14 protein-coding genes are annotated in these 18,190 nt (G+C 48.7%); 2 read left to right on the top strand and 12 right to left on the bottom strand.

Annotated elements, in window-relative coordinates:
• Positions 1-2 precede the first annotated feature (2 nt).
• From MMIC_RS08405 to MMIC_RS08390, 4 genes are all read right to left on the bottom strand, one after another.
• Positions 3-1,661: a ribonuclease J gene (locus MMIC_RS08405; RefSeq protein ID WP_072660021.1), complete on the bottom strand. Its 1,659-nt coding sequence runs from the start codon at positions 1,659-1,661 to the stop codon at positions 3-5.
• A 94-nt stretch (positions 1,662-1,755) separates the two neighbouring features.
• A complete protein-coding gene (gene pyrE / locus MMIC_RS08400; protein WP_072660020.1) occupies positions 1,756-2,337 on the bottom strand; it encodes an orotate phosphoribosyltransferase in 582 nt (193 codons plus the stop codon).
• A 442-nt stretch (positions 2,338-2,779) separates the two neighbouring features.
• A complete protein-coding gene (locus tag MMIC_RS08395) occupies positions 2,780-3,088 on the bottom strand; it encodes a response regulator (protein WP_227819437.1) in 309 nt (102 codons plus the stop codon).
• On the bottom strand, positions 2,989-5,163 hold the full coding sequence (locus MMIC_RS08390) for a PAS domain S-box protein (RefSeq protein WP_072660018.1): 2,175 nt from the start codon (positions 5,161-5,163) through the stop codon (positions 2,989-2,991). The genes MMIC_RS08395 and MMIC_RS08390 overlap by 100 nt, the downstream gene beginning before the upstream one ends.
• Before the next feature lie 182 nt (positions 5,164-5,345).
• Between MMIC_RS08390 and MMIC_RS08385 the strand changes: the two genes are divergently transcribed.
• Entirely contained in the window at positions 5,346-6,404 is a 1,059-nt protein-coding gene (locus tag MMIC_RS08385) for an LptF/LptG family permease (RefSeq protein ID WP_072660017.1), read from the top strand.
• Positions 6,405-6,493: 89 nt separating this feature from the next.
• Here the strand turns inward: MMIC_RS08385 and MMIC_RS08380 are convergent, their stop codons facing one another.
• A complete protein-coding gene (locus MMIC_RS08380; RefSeq protein WP_072660016.1) occupies positions 6,494-7,264 on the bottom strand; it encodes an inositol monophosphatase family protein in 771 nt (256 codons plus the stop codon).
• A 208-nt stretch (positions 7,265-7,472) separates the two neighbouring features.
• Between MMIC_RS08380 and MMIC_RS08375 the strand changes: the two genes are divergently transcribed.
• On the top strand, positions 7,473-9,620 hold the full coding sequence (locus MMIC_RS08375; RefSeq protein WP_072660015.1) for a hybrid sensor histidine kinase/response regulator: 2,148 nt from the start codon (positions 7,473-7,475) through the stop codon (positions 9,618-9,620).
• Here MMIC_RS08375 and truA read toward each other — a convergent pair.
• The 7 genes from truA to glyA are packed head-to-tail and all read right to left on the bottom strand — an operon-like array spanning position 9,617 to position 18,096.
• Entirely contained in the window at positions 9,617-10,411 is a 795-nt protein-coding gene (gene truA / locus MMIC_RS08370) for a tRNA pseudouridine(38-40) synthase TruA (RefSeq protein WP_072660014.1), read from the bottom strand. The two genes, MMIC_RS08375 and truA, sit on opposite strands and share 4 nt — an antisense overlap.
• Positions 10,408-11,127, bottom strand: a complete 720-nt coding sequence (locus MMIC_RS08365; RefSeq protein WP_143144924.1) for a hypothetical protein — start codon at positions 11,125-11,127, stop codon at positions 10,408-10,410. The genes truA and MMIC_RS08365 overlap by 4 nt, the downstream gene beginning before the upstream one ends.
• A gap of 47 nt (positions 11,128-11,174) precedes the next feature.
• Positions 11,175-14,201 (bottom strand): type IV pilus assembly protein FimV, encoded by a 3,027-nt coding sequence (locus tag MMIC_RS08360; protein WP_072660012.1) that lies wholly within the window; start codon positions 14,199-14,201, stop codon positions 11,175-11,177.
• Positions 14,202-14,236: 35 nt separating this feature from the next.
• Complete coding sequence (locus MMIC_RS08355; protein ID WP_072660011.1) at positions 14,237-15,271, bottom strand: aspartate-semialdehyde dehydrogenase; 1,035 nt, start codon at positions 15,269-15,271, stop codon at positions 14,237-14,239.
• Complete coding sequence (gene leuB / locus MMIC_RS08350) at positions 15,272-16,354, bottom strand: 3-isopropylmalate dehydrogenase (RefSeq protein WP_072660010.1); 1,083 nt, start codon at positions 16,352-16,354, stop codon at positions 15,272-15,274.
• Between the two features lie 2 nt (positions 16,355-16,356).
• On the bottom strand, positions 16,357-16,815 hold the full coding sequence (gene nrdR / locus MMIC_RS08345) for a transcriptional regulator NrdR (RefSeq protein ID WP_072660009.1): 459 nt from the start codon (positions 16,813-16,815) through the stop codon (positions 16,357-16,359).
• 21 nt (positions 16,816-16,836) lie between these two features.
• Entirely contained in the window at positions 16,837-18,096 is a 1,260-nt protein-coding gene (gene glyA, locus MMIC_RS08340; RefSeq protein WP_072660008.1) for a serine hydroxymethyltransferase, read from the bottom strand.
• Positions 18,097-18,190 lie beyond the last annotated feature (94 nt).

Genomic DNA, 18,190 nt, shown 5'->3' with positions numbered 1-18,190 from the left:
GCTTATATCGCTACAATCATCGGCAGGACCATAGGCCTGCGACCAATATTTTTCTTACACCAGCGTCTTAAAAATAGCCGAACCTCTTCCTTGGCTGCATCCTGATCGGCAAGCAGTTCCTTATCCATATTCTCAAGAAAACTGCGTAATGCATGTGCTGCCGCTGCCAGCACCTCTTCGCTGACATCATCATGTAATACACCTCTGGCAACCAGTTCAGGTTCAGACAGCAGCTTACCTTCGTGCTGGGAGAGCAGTACCGTTACAGAAATCATACCATCTTCAGCCAGTACCCTGCGATCACGCAGCACAAAACCATCAATTTCATCACGACTATCACCATCAACGAATACGGCTCCGGCATGAAACTCGGCCCCAAGACCCAGAGATGTTTCATCAGCTTCAATGCTGTGTCCGTTTTCAGCTATGATTGTATGATCAAATGGTATGCCGGTGGCAACGGCCAGATCACGATGTTCAATCAGATTTCTGAACTCTCCATGTACTGGATAAAAATATTTCGGCCGAGTCAACTGCATCATCATCTTCAACTCATGCGCCTGCGCATGGCCGGACACGTGCAACGGCGCCTGTCCTGCATGTTTGATGCGCGCCCCCCGACGATAAATATGGTTATACAGCCCGGCAATCACTCGCTCATTACCCGGAATATTACTGGAAGAGAAAATCACCAGATCATCGGGACCAAGTTTAATACCGGTGAAACGGTCATAAGCCAGACGTGCCAAGGCAGCTCTGGACTCACCCTGTGAACCTGTAGCAATAATCAACAGTTTATCTGCCGGAACACCTTCAGTCTGTTTGATGTCCACCAGCGTACCGGCCGGCACATTCAGGCGCCCCAGTGTTTCAGTGATCCCCATATTACGTTCCAGACTGCGTCCCGCCACAGCAACACGACGACCACAGGCGACAGCTGCATCTATAATCTGCTGAATACGGAACATGTTCGATGCGAAAGTGGTCACCACTACCTTGCCTTTGCATTGTATGACCGCCTGTTTCAAAGCAGGGCCAACAACCCGCTCGGATGCCCCCGAGCCTGAGCGTGTGGCATTGGTGGAATCAGAAGCCAGTATCAGCACACCGGCATCGCCCAGCTGGGAGAAACGGTGTATGGCGGTAGCACGGCCATCGATCGGTGCCGGATCAAATTTGAAATCACCGGTATGAATAATCACACCCAGGACGGTATGAATAGCAACAGATACCGCATCCATAATTGAATGTGTCACGGGCACACCTTCAACCTTGAAAGGCCCGACATCTATCGTGCTACCATCCTCAGGTAAAACACGCAGATCACCTTTATAGCCGCGCTCGGAAAGTTTTCCTTTCACCAGCGCCAGGGTGACTTCGGTACCATAAACAGGCAGACCGAGTTTGGGTAACAGATGCGGCAGACCACCGATATGATCCTCATGGCCATGTGTCAGCAACAGTGCATGAATCTTCAGCCCCAGTTCATCGAGTGCTGAAATATCAGGAACAACAATGTCCACACCATGCTGACCGGGTTCAGGAAACCCCATACCGCAATCGACAATGACCGCATCATCGTCAATGGCGTAGACCATCATGTTTTTTCCAAATTCTCCTACGCCCCCGAAGGGGAAGCAGCGAAGTACTGGCTTACTCATTCAATCTCCTTGTCACAGTGCCACTGCATCGGCTGCCGATAAGCATAAGTTTTGCTGGCCTCATCGCCGTGGCCTCTGTCACATCAGCTACCATTCAGGCAGCGCCCCTGCTTCCAGGTTTAATGGCTGGCAAAACACCTTCCCGGCACAACGGGCAATCCGAAGGGTCATGGGTTTCAACACTCAGACTGATAGCTGTCGCAAACGGCACATCAAAACGGCCTTCTGCATCCGGTGCACGATCCACAACGGCCAGCACTTTGATCGGAGTTCCACCATGTTCCCGTACAACCACCATACATTCACGTACAGATCCACCCGTGGTGATGACATCTTCAACCACCAGAAGGCGTGTACCTTCAGGAATAGAAAAGCCACGACGCAGCTGCATTTCCCCCTCTTTACGCTCGGTAAAGATAAATGGTTTGTTCAATTGACGGGCAACTTCCTGACCAATCACCAAACCACCAATGGCAGGTGATACCACCATATCAATCTCTTCATCACTAACCTTGCTAATCAATTCGGCAGCCAATGCAGTAGCATGGCTGATATTCATCAGTACCAGCGCTGACTGCAGATAACGCGAGGAGTGGCGTCCGCTTGAGAGTACAAAATGACCATTTAGCAGTGCTCCTGCATCTTCATACATCGCCAGAATTTCATTTTCGTTCATATCATATCCTTATGCCAGGGTAGCTTGCGTCAAACTCTGCCAGCCCACAAAAATTTTCGGGAGTGTAACAGTTTCCCCGACCACACTGAACCTTGCACCTGTATTCGGGCCTGTTCGCACTAATTTAGATGTTGCCGCCGCAATCCCGAATCAGGCCAATCAAGGCGCGAGGAGTGATATTTGGTACCTCCAAACAAACGCCGAGCAACGCCGAGTGGCCTGATTCAGGGCGCAGCCCACAGGGATTGGCCACTTTTCCGTACTGCTGCATTACTATTCGCTTGCGTGCAACTAGCACGCGAGACTCGCAAAGCCTTGCAGGACGAAAAAATGACCGAATCGACGCCATCAAAATCAGTGCGAACAGGCCCTGATTATTCAACCCGAAATGGCTATGAATTAGAAGACGAATTATATGAAAACCACTCTGTTTGAGGACTGCTTAAGCGTTGAATATCTCATACAGAGTCTGACTGAGTTGAATGATGCTATATGGCTTATGAAGCACGATCTCTTCATGTTGATCCACACCCTCTTCAATAGACTCATTCAAATCATAACCGGTTGCAAAGATAATTTTCGCATTTGGATTTATTTCCCGCATCAGTTGTGCAGCATCAATACCACCCAGTTCAGGCATCACAATATCCATCAATACCAGATCAATATCTGAGTACTGCTGTTGATACAGGTCCACGCCCTGTTTACCGTCAGGTGCAGACAACACCATATAACCGAGTCTGGAGAGAATGTTCCTCGCTGTTTCAACAACCAGCGCGTCATCGTCAACCACCAGAATGGTTTCACCATTGCCAAGCCCAATCCCGTTCCTTCACCAACCTCTTTGGTAGAATAAAATGGCTCGAATATCTTTTCCTGATCTTCCTGTGCAATACCACAACCATTATCGGTCACTGAAATACACAGAAAACGATCTCCGCTTACCTGTTCATGTTTTTGATGAAAAGCCTGATCGGCAATGTATAAAGCACAAGTCACACTGATTTCCGGATGAGAGGTAGATGCCACTGCATCCACTGCATTTTTAATCAAGTTCAGCACAACCTGCTGAGACTGCGTTTTATCAGCCATCAGCATCAATGTCTCCTGCGGTTGACTCACACTGAATTTGATATTTTCAGGCACGGATAAATTTGCATGCTCAAGCACACCCTGAAGCAGTTCCTGAGCTGAAAAACTCTCCTTTCGAGTGATGCCTTTTTCAGCAAAGGCCAGCAGTTGCTTAATCATTTCAGCGGCCTGAAAAGACAGCTTATCAACCGTCTTCAGCTTCTCCGTTGTGTCCGGCATATCTTTCGTTTCATGCATGGCCAGATAAAGGTTTCCTGTCATGCCGGCCAGCATATTATTAAATTCGTGCGCTATGCCACCAACCAGAGTGGCCAATGATTCCATACGCTGGGCGCGAAAAAACTGTCGCTGCAATGATTCCTGTTCGGAAATATCGGAGAATACACCCACATAGTTCTTCACCACCCCCTGATCATCACTGATGGCTGTGATGGAAAGGTGTTCAGGATACTCTTCGCCGTTCTTCCTGCGGTTTACTACACGCCCCTGCCACTGGCCATGCTCAACAATAGATGCCCACATATCCCGGTAAAACTGTTCACTATGCATGCCCGACTGGAGCATACTGGGCTTATTTCCGACAGCCTCTTTACGGGTGAAACCGGTCACTTTTTCAAAAGCTCCGTTTACTTCGAGAATGATACCTTTGTCATCTGTGATGATGATACCATCAACTGTTTTGGCAATGGCTTCACTGGCCAACCTCAATCTGGCTTCCGCGCGATCTCGTGCTTTTTCGGTTCTGTTGATAATCAAATAGAGTAATAAGGCCACGCCAATGACGAGTATCAAGAACAGGCCCATCGTCCAATACAGTACAGATTTCGATTCTTGATGATCTTCTGAAACATCCATAAGCAGAATCAACTGACCTATCTCTTTCCCGGAAACATCAAGAAATGACTGCTGTTTTAGCCCGAAACATTTGCCATCAATCTTCACCATTTTTGACGACAATGCAGGTTTATCCATCTCACCTGCAATACTTCCTGCCAAATTAGCAATACCGCTGAAAGGGAAAAACACAATACTCTGGTCCAGCTGTTCCCATGAACCTTTCCGTTTCAGCATTTGTTGCCCCAACTGCCAATTTCGCTTGGTCAATTCCCTTTTATTAATGGTCAAGATCACATCAAAAGGATTGTTCTGTACAATATCCGTCAGGATATCCTCCAGTTCTATCCCGAGTTCAACATAGCCAATCCTGTCACCATTCTCAAACCACGGTGAAACCACACGCAGGCTTAGTGTTCCCAAAGGACCCAGCTCAATGCCGGATGTGATATGACCACTCTGCTCAGCCTTGAGAGTCGTATATCGCTCTATCCTGTCTCCGAAACGTTCAGGTTGATGAAGGCGCAGTATTACCCGCCGCTGCTGATTCAGAAAATACATATGAGTGACATGATTATTCACGTTCAATAGTTCGAAATATTTACGGCTAAGAACATCGAGTTGTTCACGATCACCTGACCGCATAGCCCGTGAAAATTGTTCGGTATTTCCTGAGATTCTCAATTGCTCAAGCAAGGTGTCCATCCAGTCGGAATGGGAATTGATACTCGACTCCAGTTCACTGGTCAGTCTGGAGTAACTATCCTTCATGTGCGTCTGAAACTGTTGCTCCTGCTGTTGCCTGAGCGAATAGTGAAAGGCAAAAACGAGGACCAGAAAGCCTACAACAGTAGCAGTCAGTACTTTCGTTAAAATTGAATGGTTTTGTATTTCACTCATGTAGCACCACCTGACCACTCATGTGATTATTTTGCGGACTACATCATGTATTGTCCCTTCCCTGCGCCTGTATACACCTAGCATATTTAGGGCCAACTTGAGTGCAAATTTCGACCCCTGTTATTTAATCATTACTAAGCCCGCACTTTCCCTCTTATCAGCAGCCGCTTAGGGTTTGTCTTATGCCAGTTATCTTCAGATGGATATTTTCCGGATGCTTTAGTCGCTCAGTCGTCACCATGTCTGCCCTGCTGGCCATCTATGTCATTATCGAATCATTTGATAAAGCCCGTTATCTTGGCCATGGACTGACAACCCAGCTGCTCATTGAATACCTGTTGCTGAAAGCTCCCTTCCTCATCTCAGAGTTTATGCCCATCATCGTCCTGATCGGTGCCAGTGTTTATCTGGTTGAACTCTCTCGCCATCATGAAATGGTTGCCATAAGAGCCGCAGGTCTGGGCATCAATAAACTACTCACACCCTTACTTACCGTTGCCCTGCTTGCTGCCATGTTCAGCTTTATTATAGGTGAATGGGTTACCCCAGTAACCAACCAGAGACTGGATACCATTGAACAGGTACACATTCAGAAAAAAGAAGATGGTAAACATGGCGTCCAGTGGCTAAAAGACGGGCAACGGTTTTTCAGGCTCACGCCTTTGGCAAACCATCAATTTGCCTTGATGATGCTTGAAACCAACACTCAGGGGGCATGGCTCAAACGCGTTGATGCAGCCAGAGCGACCTACGCTAAAAGACAATGGCATCTTATGGATGCTCATGTCAGCAGCCCATCGCTTGAACAGGGAATGTTGCTTGAACACCTCGATGAGATGAACATTAGCTCTGCCATTGGCCCTGAAACTGCAGAACCGCCTAAACCGAGGCATATGCAAGTGGCCGAATTGAACCGCTACATTAACAATCTAAATCATGCTGGTTTAAGCAGCAGTTCCTACACCTATGCCCTGCACAGAAAGTTTTCCGCACCATTAGCCTGCCTGCTGATGGTTATTCTGGCAGCAGCACTCTGTCTGAATACAGGCAGCAGAAGCGGCAAAGCATCATGGGGCATAGTAGCTGCCATTTCACTCGGTCTGACCTTCTATGTTGTGGGTAATGCTGGTCACCTGTTGGCAAACAGTGATCGTATGCCTGCTGCCTATGCTGCCTGGTTGCCAAGCATTGCGTTTGGCGGGCTGGCGTTATTTCTGCTCTTGAGACGAGAGGGTCATTAGACCCGACACAAGCCGGAAACAAGAATAGCTGTGTTGCCTCCACCCGGGGCGTGATAACATGATAAGGGTGTGGTTGGCTATAAGCTCGCTTAGACTTTTAGCAACTTTGTGACCTGCTGATGCAGTGCCGGATTAGAAGCCAGCACATCACCTTTTTCCAGATCCAGTGTTGAGCCATTCAGATCAGTTGCAATACCGCCCGCTTCCTGAACAAGCAGGTAACCAGCAGCAATATCCCATGGTTTCAAGCCCGCTTCCCAGTAGACATCAAGGCGACCTGCAGCGACATAGGCCAGATCGAGTGCGGCTGAACCGCCTCTGCGATAGCCATCCATAGCAGACATACAAACATTCATACGCTGCTGAAACAGATCCATTGTATCGCGCTGATAGGAGGGAATACCCGAGGCAAACAGCGCATGTTCAAGACGTTTTTCATTGCTTACACGTAATCTGCGACGATTCAAAAAAGCTCCGCCACCATTCTTTGCTTCAAATGTTTCATCACGAATCGGATCATGAATGACTGCCAGAAAAGGTTTACCATCTTTCCAGGCGGAAATGGATACTGCAAAATGAGGGTAGCCATGGATAAAATTGGTAGTGCCATCGAGTGGATCAACATACCACTGCATGGATGCATCCGGATTCACACGCTCGCCCTGCTCTTCAGCAACAATACCGTGCTCAGGATAATGCTTTGTTATTTCCCGTAATATCAGAGACTCGGCTTTCTGATCAATCTCTGTGACATAATCCCTGTCAGTTTTTTGATGAACCTTTAAGTCATCACGTTCATCAAATGCCCGGGCAATCATATCTCCGGCCCTTCTGGCGGCCCGAACAGCTACATATAACACGCTTCACTCCTGCAATAACCGGCCAGCTAAATTCACCCTGACCGGGGAGCCGAACCATATCACAAGATAATCGAAAAAGTACGCGAAAATTGAATTTCACCAGACTGCTTGCAGCAATGTGGAATTAAACTACACTCATTTGCCATGAACCTGTGGTTTCAGGCTCAAACGCTAATTCATACCTTAGGGTGGAGGGGTCATATTTAGCATGAACAAGCTCGAGAAGTGGATGCATAACGACACTTATAGTGGCGGCAAATCACTTGCGGAAGCGCAGATTCAGCAAACCAAGGCACGTATTCTACTCACCATTGCCAGTTTGACTTACGTGATCTTGCATGGCCCTTATTTTGAATATTATATGGTGGAAGCGCTCACCTATGCCGCATTCTATTTTGTAGCCAATGGCATCGCACTGATCCGACTTCGCCGCCAGCCTTTTTCTATCTATGGCTCTCTCTTCTTTCCCCTTCTAGATGTAGGCATCATCACTTTCGGCATGTTAATCGACGGCGGCCATTCAAGCGGCATCTATCTCATGCTCTTCCCGACCATTATCGGTAACGGCCTGCGCTTTGGGAACCCGCTACTGGTATACACACAGGTTGCCAGCCTGATTGGCATGCTAATCTCTACCTCCTATGGCCATTTCACCCTGCTACTTCCGATTGATTACACCTTGCTCTCCTGGCAGGTATTTTCACTACTTGCCGTGCCATTTTATGTGTATCTGATTGGTCTGAAGCTTGAAAAAGCAATCAAGGAAAAAAACATAGCAGAAGAGACTTCATTTCAATTGCTCGATCAAGGCCCCTTACCTGTTTTTACCTACGAAATAGATCAACAGAACACGCCGCGCATCCTCTACAGTAATGCCGCCGTTCAGCATACATTCCAGAATAATGGAGATTATTTAATCGGCAAACCGGTAAATGTGCTCACCCTTGAGGAGGATGCTCAGGAGATGCTTGAATTCTGTCGCACCTCCTTCGATGAAGATAGTGAGCACTCTCAACACACTTCTCACAAAATTTATATCAGGGGACAAAGCAGTTCGGGTGATGTCGTCAAACTAATGATCTCCGCCATGCGTATGCGTTGGCACGATAACTGGGTAGGTGTCTGTTTCATGCTTGATATCACTGAGCGTGAAACACTGCAGGACCAATTGGAACTCATGCACCGACAAGGTTATATGTCCACTCTGGTCGCAGGCATTGTGCATGATTTCAGAAATGTACTGACCAATATGATCGGTTATGCAGAAGTATTGCATATGAGTAGTAGCGATGAAGTGGCTCAAGGTCAGATTAATGAGATCATTGCAGCCGGAGAACGTGGCTCTGACCTGATTACCCATCTCTTGAAATTAAGCAAAAATCATCAGTCAGATAAGCATATGGCCAGTTTTACCAAGGCCGATCAACTGGCACAACCGCTTGAGAATATTATCGGCCTCACTCGTCTGCAGCTGCCCCAAAACATAAAATTAACCTGCCATATTTCTCAACCGCTGAATGATGTGGCAATCAGCATTATTGAGATCGAACAGATCCTGCTGAATCTGGTCAACAACTCCACACAAGCCATCAAGGATTCAGGCACGATCAGGGTCGAAATCGGTATGGATGACAGCCATAAACTTGCCACACCAGGGCATCCGGCCCTGTCTATCAGAGTCATTGATAATGGTGAGGGCATCAACCAGGAAGATAAAGACCTCATCTTCAAGGCATTCTGGACTTCAAGAGACTCACAAGGCGGTTCAGGGCTTGGGCTGACCATGGTACAGCGCATTATTAAACTGCATCATGGCGTCATTGACGTTACATCCGAGCCGGGAGAAGAGACCTGCTTCAATATCTTCCTGCCGCCATATATCGATGATAGCAACGAACTCCCTGCAGAAAACAATGCAGACATTTCTGCACAACCCGAAAAACGGAAACAAGGTGGTTTTGACCTCACATCAACCCATCATGTTCTGCTGGTTGATGATGCGCCTGACATTCTGAAAATTCATCAGGCCATGCTCTCGCATATCGGACACAGCAGCATAAAGGCTGAGTCTGGTAAAGAGGCTCTGGAGCTGTTTCTCAGTAAAGATAACAGCTTTGATCTTGTCATTACCGACTTCCGCATGCCAGGTATGAACGGGCTTGAACTGGTCAGGGAGCTACGAAAAATAGGCTCCAATATTCCAATACTGATGGTGACTGCATTTGGCGAAGATGAACAGCTGCAACAGGTCGGCGATTATCAGGTTGTGCTATTGAACAAGCCGGTAACCATGGAAAAGCTCAGAGAAGGTATAACCGAATGCACCAAACTACTGAAGGCAGAGAGAATCGGCTAACAACTTCCGATCAGATCTCTGGATGTGAAACCTTCATAACGTGCATTGACAAAATAGAGTCCATGTGCCGGTGCAGTTGCAGCCCCCTTGCTCCGATCCCCCTCTTCCAGCAGACGTTTGAAATCATCGGGCGACATCTTTCCTAAACCTGCTGCCACGAGATTACCCACCAGGTTTCGTACCATATGATAAATAAACGCATCGGCTGCTACATGGATAAAGATGCAGTGACCGTCCTGCTCAATATCCAGCCGCGAGATCGTGCGGATAGCATGCGCAGCCTGACAACCTGCTGCGCGCAAGGCACTGAAATCCTGTGTTCCCATACATAACAGGCCTGCCTGTTGCATCAACTCAAGGTCCAGTGACCTCGGCATCCACCAGTGCCGCCATTGTTGCAGGGCCGATGCACTGTTCCTGTTCCAGATCTGATAACGGTAAGCTCGACCCTGACAATCAAAGCGGGCATGAAAATCATCAGCGACAGCTTTAACACCCACAACACGAACAGTCTCGGGCAACAGATGGTTACAGCCATGCAGGTATGCCAGGTGCGACCTGTGCCAGCGTTTAGCTGATACATCACAATGCACCAGCAAAGCCTCGGCATGCACCCCTGTATCAGTCCTGCCTGCTGCATAGGTGGTGACTGGTTTACCTTCAATCTTTTCTAATGCCTGTTGCAACGTAGCCTGCACGGTGACCGCGTTATCCTGCTGCTGCCAGCCATGAAATGCGCGGCCATCAAATTCAACCACCATGGCTATACGTTGCATATCATGTCCCATCATAGCAGAACTATGCCACAGGCGATGATTGCAACCATCAGGAAGATTGCATTCATGGCAAGCCTGTGGGGAGCTGAGACTGAATGTTTATTGTACATGGCCAGCTCATAGCGGGTTTGCGGCCAACGCAGCCAAAGACAAGCCGCCTGATCACGAGAACAAGAGAGGGCCAGACGGAAAGATGTCAGCAACAACAGGGGTAATTTTGACCAATCCCTGCGTAGCATCCATTGCTGTTTCAGCTGATTGAGAACAATGTGGATCTGCTGCCGCATCGGCGTAAGCATCATCAGGTAAACCGGGAGATATTTACCGACCAGAGGTAATGATAACAACAACCTGTTCCATTCAGAGATATTCAGTGCACGGAACATCAGCATTGCAACGATAAAGATACAGACCAGATGGATGGACAACCACAATCCCTGGCCTATCCCCTGCCAGGTAAATGGCAGCCCACTGCCAGGAAAAATCAACTCTCCGTGAGAAAAAAGAAGGTGCAGTAAAAGAATGGGCAGTACAAACCAGCGCAATAAGCGCAGCATATGTATCAGATTCTGCCAGACACCATCAAGCCCACGTATCAATAGTGCAGCCACTGAAATAAGCAGCAACGTTAATAACGTATCCGTCGTTGTAATACTCAACAAAAGAAATAAAAGACAGACCAGAAAACGTATCCACGCAAAGCTGGCATAAAACAGATGTGAGAAATTCATGGGCAAGGATTCAGAGAGCGACATCTAAAGCAGAAAGGTGCAAGCCCCTAAGCTCTCTTGTTATCGTCATCCTCTTCATCATCAGAGAACTCACTTAATAGCTGATCGAGCTCCTGAGTTGCGCCATGACTACCCGTGGCCAGGCCAATATCATCCTGCGGTTCCACGTCATCCTGTTGTTCTGAGCTATCCTGATCATCATCAGAAAACTCGTTTAACAGATGGCTCAATTCCTGAGTCGCATCATGACTGGCGTCCAGCTCAATATCATCCTGCTGATTCATTTCATCCTGCTGTTCTGAACTATCCTGTTCATCTTCAGAGAATTCACTAAGCAGATGACTCAATTCCTGAGTCGCATCATGGCCTTCTTCAACAGCGATGATTTCAGAGTCGCTGTCAGACTGATCATCCATACTGCTTCCTTCAGCATCCGCTGGTTCGGAAAATTCATTCATCAGGATATCAAGATGCTGAGTCGCACCCAACACTGTCTGATCCTCTTCAAGCTGGCGATTCACTGCAGACTCTGCCTGATCAAAAACCGAGGCATCCAGTTCACTGGAATCAGTATCAAAATTGAACGCCTCATCATCATTGTCAAAATCACCCAGCAGATGACCCAGGTGTTCCATATCTGACATCTCATCATTGATGACCAATGTTGATTCAGTCGACACAGAAGATGGCGTGACCGCATCTTCAAGCGGGCCTTCATCCTGCTCTGTAAATTCACTCAACAGATTATCCAGCTCCTGGGTAGCATCACCCGAAACCAGTTCCAGCGTATCCTCATCAGCGGCGTCAATCGGCTCAGGCGTAGCAGCACTCTTTTCAGCACCTTCCAGTGTCAAATCAGGGTCAGCTTCATCATCTGAGAATTCAACCATCAGATTATCGAACATCTGTGTGACACCATGGTCGGCTTCTTCAATGCTCACATCAGACGACTCGGTTGTTGCTGCAAATGAATCATCATTGAGCCAGTCCATCTCTTCCATAGCAGGATCTTGTGCTGCAACAGCCTGATCCGGTACTTCAATGTCCGACAAATCAAAGTCGAGAGCATCATTTTCCATTGTCTCAACCAACAGAGCACCTGAAGCCTCAATACCTGTATCGGCCGCTTGCGAAACTGCAGTGTCCTGTTGCTGTTCTTCTACACTTTCTTCAACAGCTTCTTGTGCAGTTTCAATCTGCTCATCTTGCTCCACCTGCTCTTCAGCAGCTTCATGCAGGGCAGCGGTAAAGCGAACAATATCGTCTGCCCCCAAGGAACTGCCGGCGACCACTTTGGCTTCTTCATAACCGGCTGCATCGCCAGTACGACGCAAGAGCTGCGCCTTTTTCGTGTGCGCCTCAAGGCTATCCGGTTGCAAACGCAGGGCCAGATTCAGCTGGTGGAGTGCTTCATCATCCATGCCGTAACGCACATAGACATCCGCCTCTGACAGGTAATCGATATTCGGATCCGGATCTTCATCCAGAAGCGAAGGATCAAATGGCTCCATCTCAGCCGTATCCGTATCACTCAAATCATCTGCAAAACTGGAAATGGAATCGAATACATCCTCTTCTTGCTCAGCCTGTGCAGCAGGCGGTTCACTGCCAGCAGGTGCAAGCAACTCTTCCACATCAGGCTGTGTCTGTTGTTCGACAACAGCTTCAGCCCCGGCACTTTCAGCAGGGTGCGCCGGCTCTCTGCGCAATAAGACTGCCAGCGCTCCCAGCAGAATGACAATCAGAACAACCAGCAGCCAGACCACCCACTGCGGACCGGTCTGTTGCGTTGCAACCTGAGTATTGGCCTTCTCAAGCTCTGCCTGCAGGCGAACCAGCAATACTTCCAGCTTTTCAATGCGGGCACTGGACGCTGCCGCTTCCACATCACTGACTTTATTGGTTAACGTTTCTATGCTTTTCTGGTTTTCCAGTAACTGCTGCTGCAAAGCGTCATTTTTTGCCTGTAGCTCAGCCAGCAGTGGATCTGCCTGCGCGGCTGCACTCTGTTGGCTGTTATCAGCAGACGCTGTGGCTACTTCACCCACCGTTGAATCAGCTGCAGAATCACTCTTCGCAGCAGTTGTTAAAGTAGTTTTGCTCTCAACAGAACTCGTAGTAGCCGTAGTATCCGGAACAGCTGTTGTGGCCACGGCAGGAGCAGCTGCTCCGCTGGCCTGTTCACCAATACTTACTCGCTTGCTGTATCGTGTTTTCTGAGCTTCTGCGACAGCCGCATAACGTGGTTTCTTGGTCAGTTCTTGCCACTGTTTTTCATGCTTGGCGAATAGTTGATAGGCTTCTTTGGCAGAGCGTTGTTCAATCTCAGCTGCAGTTGGCACGTCAAGAAAACTGCCTGCCTTAAGCAGATTCATGTTTTCATTATCAAATTTAGCCCTGTTCTTTTCAAACAGCGCAGCCATGATCTGATAACGTTTATAGCGGTAATCGATACGCAAACGTTCAGCCACTGTGGAAAGAACATCACCATGCACGATAGGCCCGTAACTGCCTGTTCTGGCCCAGCCATATGGCCCGCTTGTTTCACTTTCCGGAGAAGTTTCCGCATCAGCTACATCAGAGGTCGCACTACCTTGAACCTGAGCAGCAGTCCCGTCTGCAACTGCAGTTACATTTGGTTGAGGTGCTTTCTGCGCAGCAGTCTGGATACTTTTCGAAGGTTCAAGAAAAACGGCAAACTTTTTGAAATGCGCTACCCGGCCATAACGGACTTTCAGTACAAGATTAAAAAATGGAGCTTTAATTCTGGTTCGGGATGTCAGTTTAATACGAGCACCGCGCTGATCGCTGGTCACATCGGCCCGGATCGCACCTAATACAGGGTCACGATAAACTTCAAAAATCTTGTAATCAGCCGGCGCTGCAATTTCGATAAACAGACGGGTGACAGACTCGCCTTCTTCCAGCTTCAGAGGAACTTCAGCATAAAACGGTTCTCCCAGATGAGAACCGACTTCAATCTTTTCCAGTGATGCCGCATGTACCGCAGCCGATGAAAACAGGGCTGCAGCAAGCCAAGCAAATGCAATTAAATGCCTTAGCTGTTTCAACATGCCGCCTCCGTTTGTGACCCGTCAGGGACCGTACCCTATGACTGGGAAATCAAAATTTCCGCAATTTGTACAGCATTTAGAGCCGCACCTTTACGTACATTATCGGCAACAACCCATAAATGCAAAGAATTCGCACAGGAATTATCATCACGAATTCGCCCCACCCAGACCGGATCTGTACCCGCAGCTTCGCTCGGCATCGGGTAATCTTCACCGGCAGGATCATCGACAACACAGATACCTTCAGCATCTGACAGAATTGTCCTTGCCTTCTCAGCATTCATCGGCCCGTCAAAGGTAATATTCACAGACTCGGAGTGACCGTAGAATACAGGCACCCGCACAGTCGTAGCAGTCACAGCAATATCAGATTCCAGAATCTTGCGCGTTTCATCCATCATCTTGCGCTCTTCTTTGGTGTATCCATCTTCCATGAACACATCAATATGCGGAATCACATTGAACGCGATACGGGCAGGAAAAACATTCACATCCGCACTCTGGGCATTCAGTAGCTGTCCTGTCTGTTTGGCCAGCTCATCCATGGCCTTACCACCAGCACCGGATACTGCCTGATAGGTGGAAACAACGACGCGTTCAATCGGCACAGCATCGTGCAAAGGTTTCAGTGCAACAACCATCTGGATGGTGGAGCAGTTCGGGTTAGCGATAATTTTATTCTCGCGTGCCATTTCCAGCGCATGCGGATTCACTTCCGGCACAACCAGACAAACATTCTCATCCATACGCCAGGCACTGGAGTTATCTACCACATAACAACCGGCTGCAGCAAAACGCGGTGCATGCACTCTGGATGTGTCGCCACCGGCTGAGAACAGGGCGATATCAACACCGGCCGGATCAAATGTTTCCAGATCCTGAACGATGTACTCCTTACCCATATATTCGATAGAAGAACCGGCACTGCGGCTCGATGCAACAGGAATCAGATCGGAGATCGGGAACTTACGTTCGGCCAGAATTTCCAGCATAGTCTGACCAACCGCTCCGGTCGCTCCAACCACAGCAACAACATAACCGTCTTTTTTTGGAAGAAATGCTTCAGTCATTTACGCCAGCGCCTCTAATTCTTTACAAACTGCATCACCCATACCCGAGCAGGAAACAGATGCCCCACCCTCTGCCAGATCAACCGTATAAATACCGGCATTGAGTGTGTTTTCAACGGCCTTCTCCACCTTTTCAGCCAGATCTTCGCGACCCAGTGAAAAACGCAGCATCATCGCACCAGAGAGAATGGTCGCCAACGGATTGGCCATATTCTGACCGGCAATATCAGGTGCAGAACCGTGAATCGGTTCATACATGGCAAAATCCTCACCAATAGATGCGCTAGGCAGCATACCAATCGAACCGGTCAGCATGGATGCTTCATCCGACAGGATATCGCCAAACATATTGGTGGTCACAATCACATCAAACTGTTTCGGGTTTCGGACCAGTTGCATGGCAGCGTTATCCACATACATATGCGAAAGTTCAACATCGGAGTATTCAGCAGCGTGCAGGGCTGTGACCACTTCGCGCCAGTACTCGGCAGACTCCAGCACATTGGCCTTGTCGATTGAGCATACCCTGTTTGAACGCAGACGCGCAGCTTCGAATGCCTTGCGGGCAATGCGCTCAATTTCGGATGTCTTGTACGCCAGAGTATTGTAACCGCGCTTCTCACCGTTGGGCAGGGTTTCAATGCCACGCGGCTGGCCGAAATAAATGCCTGACACCAGTTCGCGAACCACGAGAATATCAACACCCTGAATCACTTCCGGTTTCAGGGTTGAAGCATTCAGCAACTGGTCATGCACTTTTGCAGGACGATAGTTGGCAAACAGCCCCAGATCTTCACGGATACGCAACAGACCTGCTTCAGGACGTAGCGGTTTATCCAGCGGCTCCCATTTCGGACCACCGACAGCTCCCAGTAGTACTGCATCGGATTGTTTTACCAGTTTCTGAGTCGCTTCCGGATAAGGATCACCGGCTTCATCATAAGCCGCGCCGCCAATGGCTGCTTCTTCCCATTCAGCATTCAGATCGAAATGTCTGTTCAGTGTATCAAACACCTTGAGTGTTTCATCTACAATCTCTTTACCAATGCCGTCACCTGGCAGTACTGCGATCTTTACAGTCATCTCTACTCCTTTTTCCCGACAACAGTTTTTACCGCAGCAAGGAAATCATCCACATCCTTAAATTCTCTATATACTGAAGCAAACCGCACATAAGCCACGCCATCAAGATTGCGCAACTGCTCCATCACAAACGCACCCAAATCTTCAGCAGCAATCTCCGGCTCACCGGATTCCTGCACAGCGCGCAAAACCGCATGTACACCTTTTTCCAGTTGTTCAGCAGAAACAGGCCTTTTTTCCAGGGCCTTTTGCATACCACCATGGATTTTTTTACTATCAAAAGCCTGACGCGTGCCGTCTTTTTTCACCACCAGCGGCATTTTCAGTTCCGCCCGCTCATACGTTGAAAAGCGTTTGCCGCAAGCTTCACACTCGCGACGCCTGCGTACCGCACCACCGTCTTCCACTACGCGTGAATCCACCACACGCGTATCATCATTGTCACAGAACGGACAAAACACTCAAGTCACCCGACTGCTGAATCAGTCTTCGTAAATCGGGAATCGCCCGGTCAGCTTGCGCACTTCTTCAGCCACTGCCTGATGCACAGATTCATCTTCAGGTGCTTTCAGGACCTGAAGAATCAGCTCGCCGATCAGACTGGCATCTGCCTCTTTCATGCCACGTGCAGTAATCACTGATGCTCCGATTCGAATCCCGGAGGTTACAAACGGTGATTCCGGATCAAATGGGATGGTATTTTTATTCGTGGTGATACCTGCTGCTTCCAGCGCTTCTTCAGCCACCTTGCCGGTAATACCCTGAGGACGCACATCGACACGGAACATGTGGCAATCCGTACCGCCGGATACAACGCGCAAGCCACCTTCAGTCAGTGTTTTGGCCATCGCACGTGCATTGGCAATCACCTGCTTCTGGTCAGCTTTGAACTGATCGCCCAATGCTTCTCCGAACGCAACCGCCTTGGCAGCAATCACATGCATCAACGGACCACCCTGAATACCGGGGAAAATACGTGAATTGATTTTCTTGGCCAGCTCATCATCGTCAGTCAGAATCATACCACCGCGCGGGCCACGCAAAGTTTTATGCGTCGTTGTAGTCATCACATGCGCGTGCCCTACAGGTGATGGATAAACACCGGCTGCGATCAAGCCTGCATAATGAGCCATGTCCACCATCAGAATCGCTCCTACGGAGTCGGCAATCTGGCGCATACGTGCAAAATCGATACCGCGCTCATAGGCTGACGCACCACCAACAATCATTTTCGGACGATGGATTTCAGCAAGCTTCTGCATTACATCATAATCGATCAACTCATTATCGTCGCGCACACCATAGGCAACCACATTATACAGACGACCGGAGAAGTTCACCGGAGAACCGTGTGTCAGATGACCGCCATGCGACAAATCCATACCCATAATGGTGTCACCCGGATTGAGGGTCGCCATGTAGACTGCCATATTAGCTTGAGAGCCGGAGTGCGGTTGCACATTGGCATGTTTCACACCGAAAATCTCACGTGCGCGCTGCTGAGCCAGCGCTTCAACCACATCCACGTGCTCGCAACCACCGTAATAGCGACGTCCGGGATAACCTTCAGCATACTTGTTGGTCATGACCGAGCCCTGGGCTTCCATGACTGCACGAGAAACAATATTCTCACTGGCAATAAGCTCCAGCGTGTGCTTCTGCCGGCCAAGCTCGGCGGCAATGGCATCCTTCACCACAGTATCGGTAAGTGGCGCATTAAAAAACTGACTACGATCAGACATGAAAACTCCTGAGTATGATAAAAAACGCTGATTTTCAGCGCTGGAAAAACCGGATTCAAAATATAATATAATTCGGGCGGCGTATTATGTCGAA

Source organism: Mariprofundus micogutta, from assembly GCF_001895085.1.
Classification (GTDB): domain Bacteria; phylum Pseudomonadota; class Zetaproteobacteria; order Mariprofundales; family Mariprofundaceae; genus Mariprofundus; species Mariprofundus micogutta.
Note: the sequence above shows the minus strand (reverse complement) of the source record. Positions and strands in the feature narration are given on the sequence as shown.

Coding starts and splice junctions, on each gene's coding strand:
- MMIC_RS08365 (WP_143144924.1), bottom strand. CDS start 11,127: ATGAATTTCTCACATCTGTTTTATGCCAGCTTTGCGTGGATACGTTTT.
- MMIC_RS08375 (WP_072660015.1), top strand. CDS start 7,473: ATGAACAAGCTCGAGAAGTGGATGCATAACGACACTTATAGTGGCGGC.
- MMIC_RS08385 (WP_072660017.1), top strand. CDS start 5,346: ATGCCAGTTATCTTCAGATGGATATTTTCCGGATGCTTTAGTCGCTCA.
- truA (WP_072660014.1), bottom strand. CDS start 10,411: ATGATGGGACATGATATGCAACGTATAGCCATGGTGGTTGAATTTGAT.
- pyrE (WP_072660020.1), bottom strand. CDS start 2,337: ATGAACGAAAATGAAATTCTGGCGATGTATGAAGATGCAGGAGCACTG.
- MMIC_RS08355 (WP_072660011.1), bottom strand. CDS start 15,271: ATGACTGAAGCATTTCTTCCAAAAAAAGACGGTTATGTTGTTGCTGTG.
- glyA (WP_072660008.1), bottom strand. CDS start 18,096: ATGTCTGATCGTAGTCAGTTTTTTAATGCGCCACTTACCGATACTGTG.
- MMIC_RS08360 (WP_072660012.1), bottom strand. CDS start 14,201: ATGTTGAAACAGCTAAGGCATTTAATTGCATTTGCTTGGCTTGCTGCA.
- MMIC_RS08405 (WP_072660021.1), bottom strand. CDS start 1,661: ATGAGTAAGCCAGTACTTCGCTGCTTCCCCTTCGGGGGCGTAGGAGAA.
- MMIC_RS08390 (WP_072660018.1), bottom strand. CDS start 5,163: ATGAGTGAAATACAAAACCATTCAATTTTAACGAAAGTACTGACTGCT.
- leuB (WP_072660010.1), bottom strand. CDS start 16,354: ATGACTGTAAAGATCGCAGTACTGCCAGGTGACGGCATTGGTAAAGAG.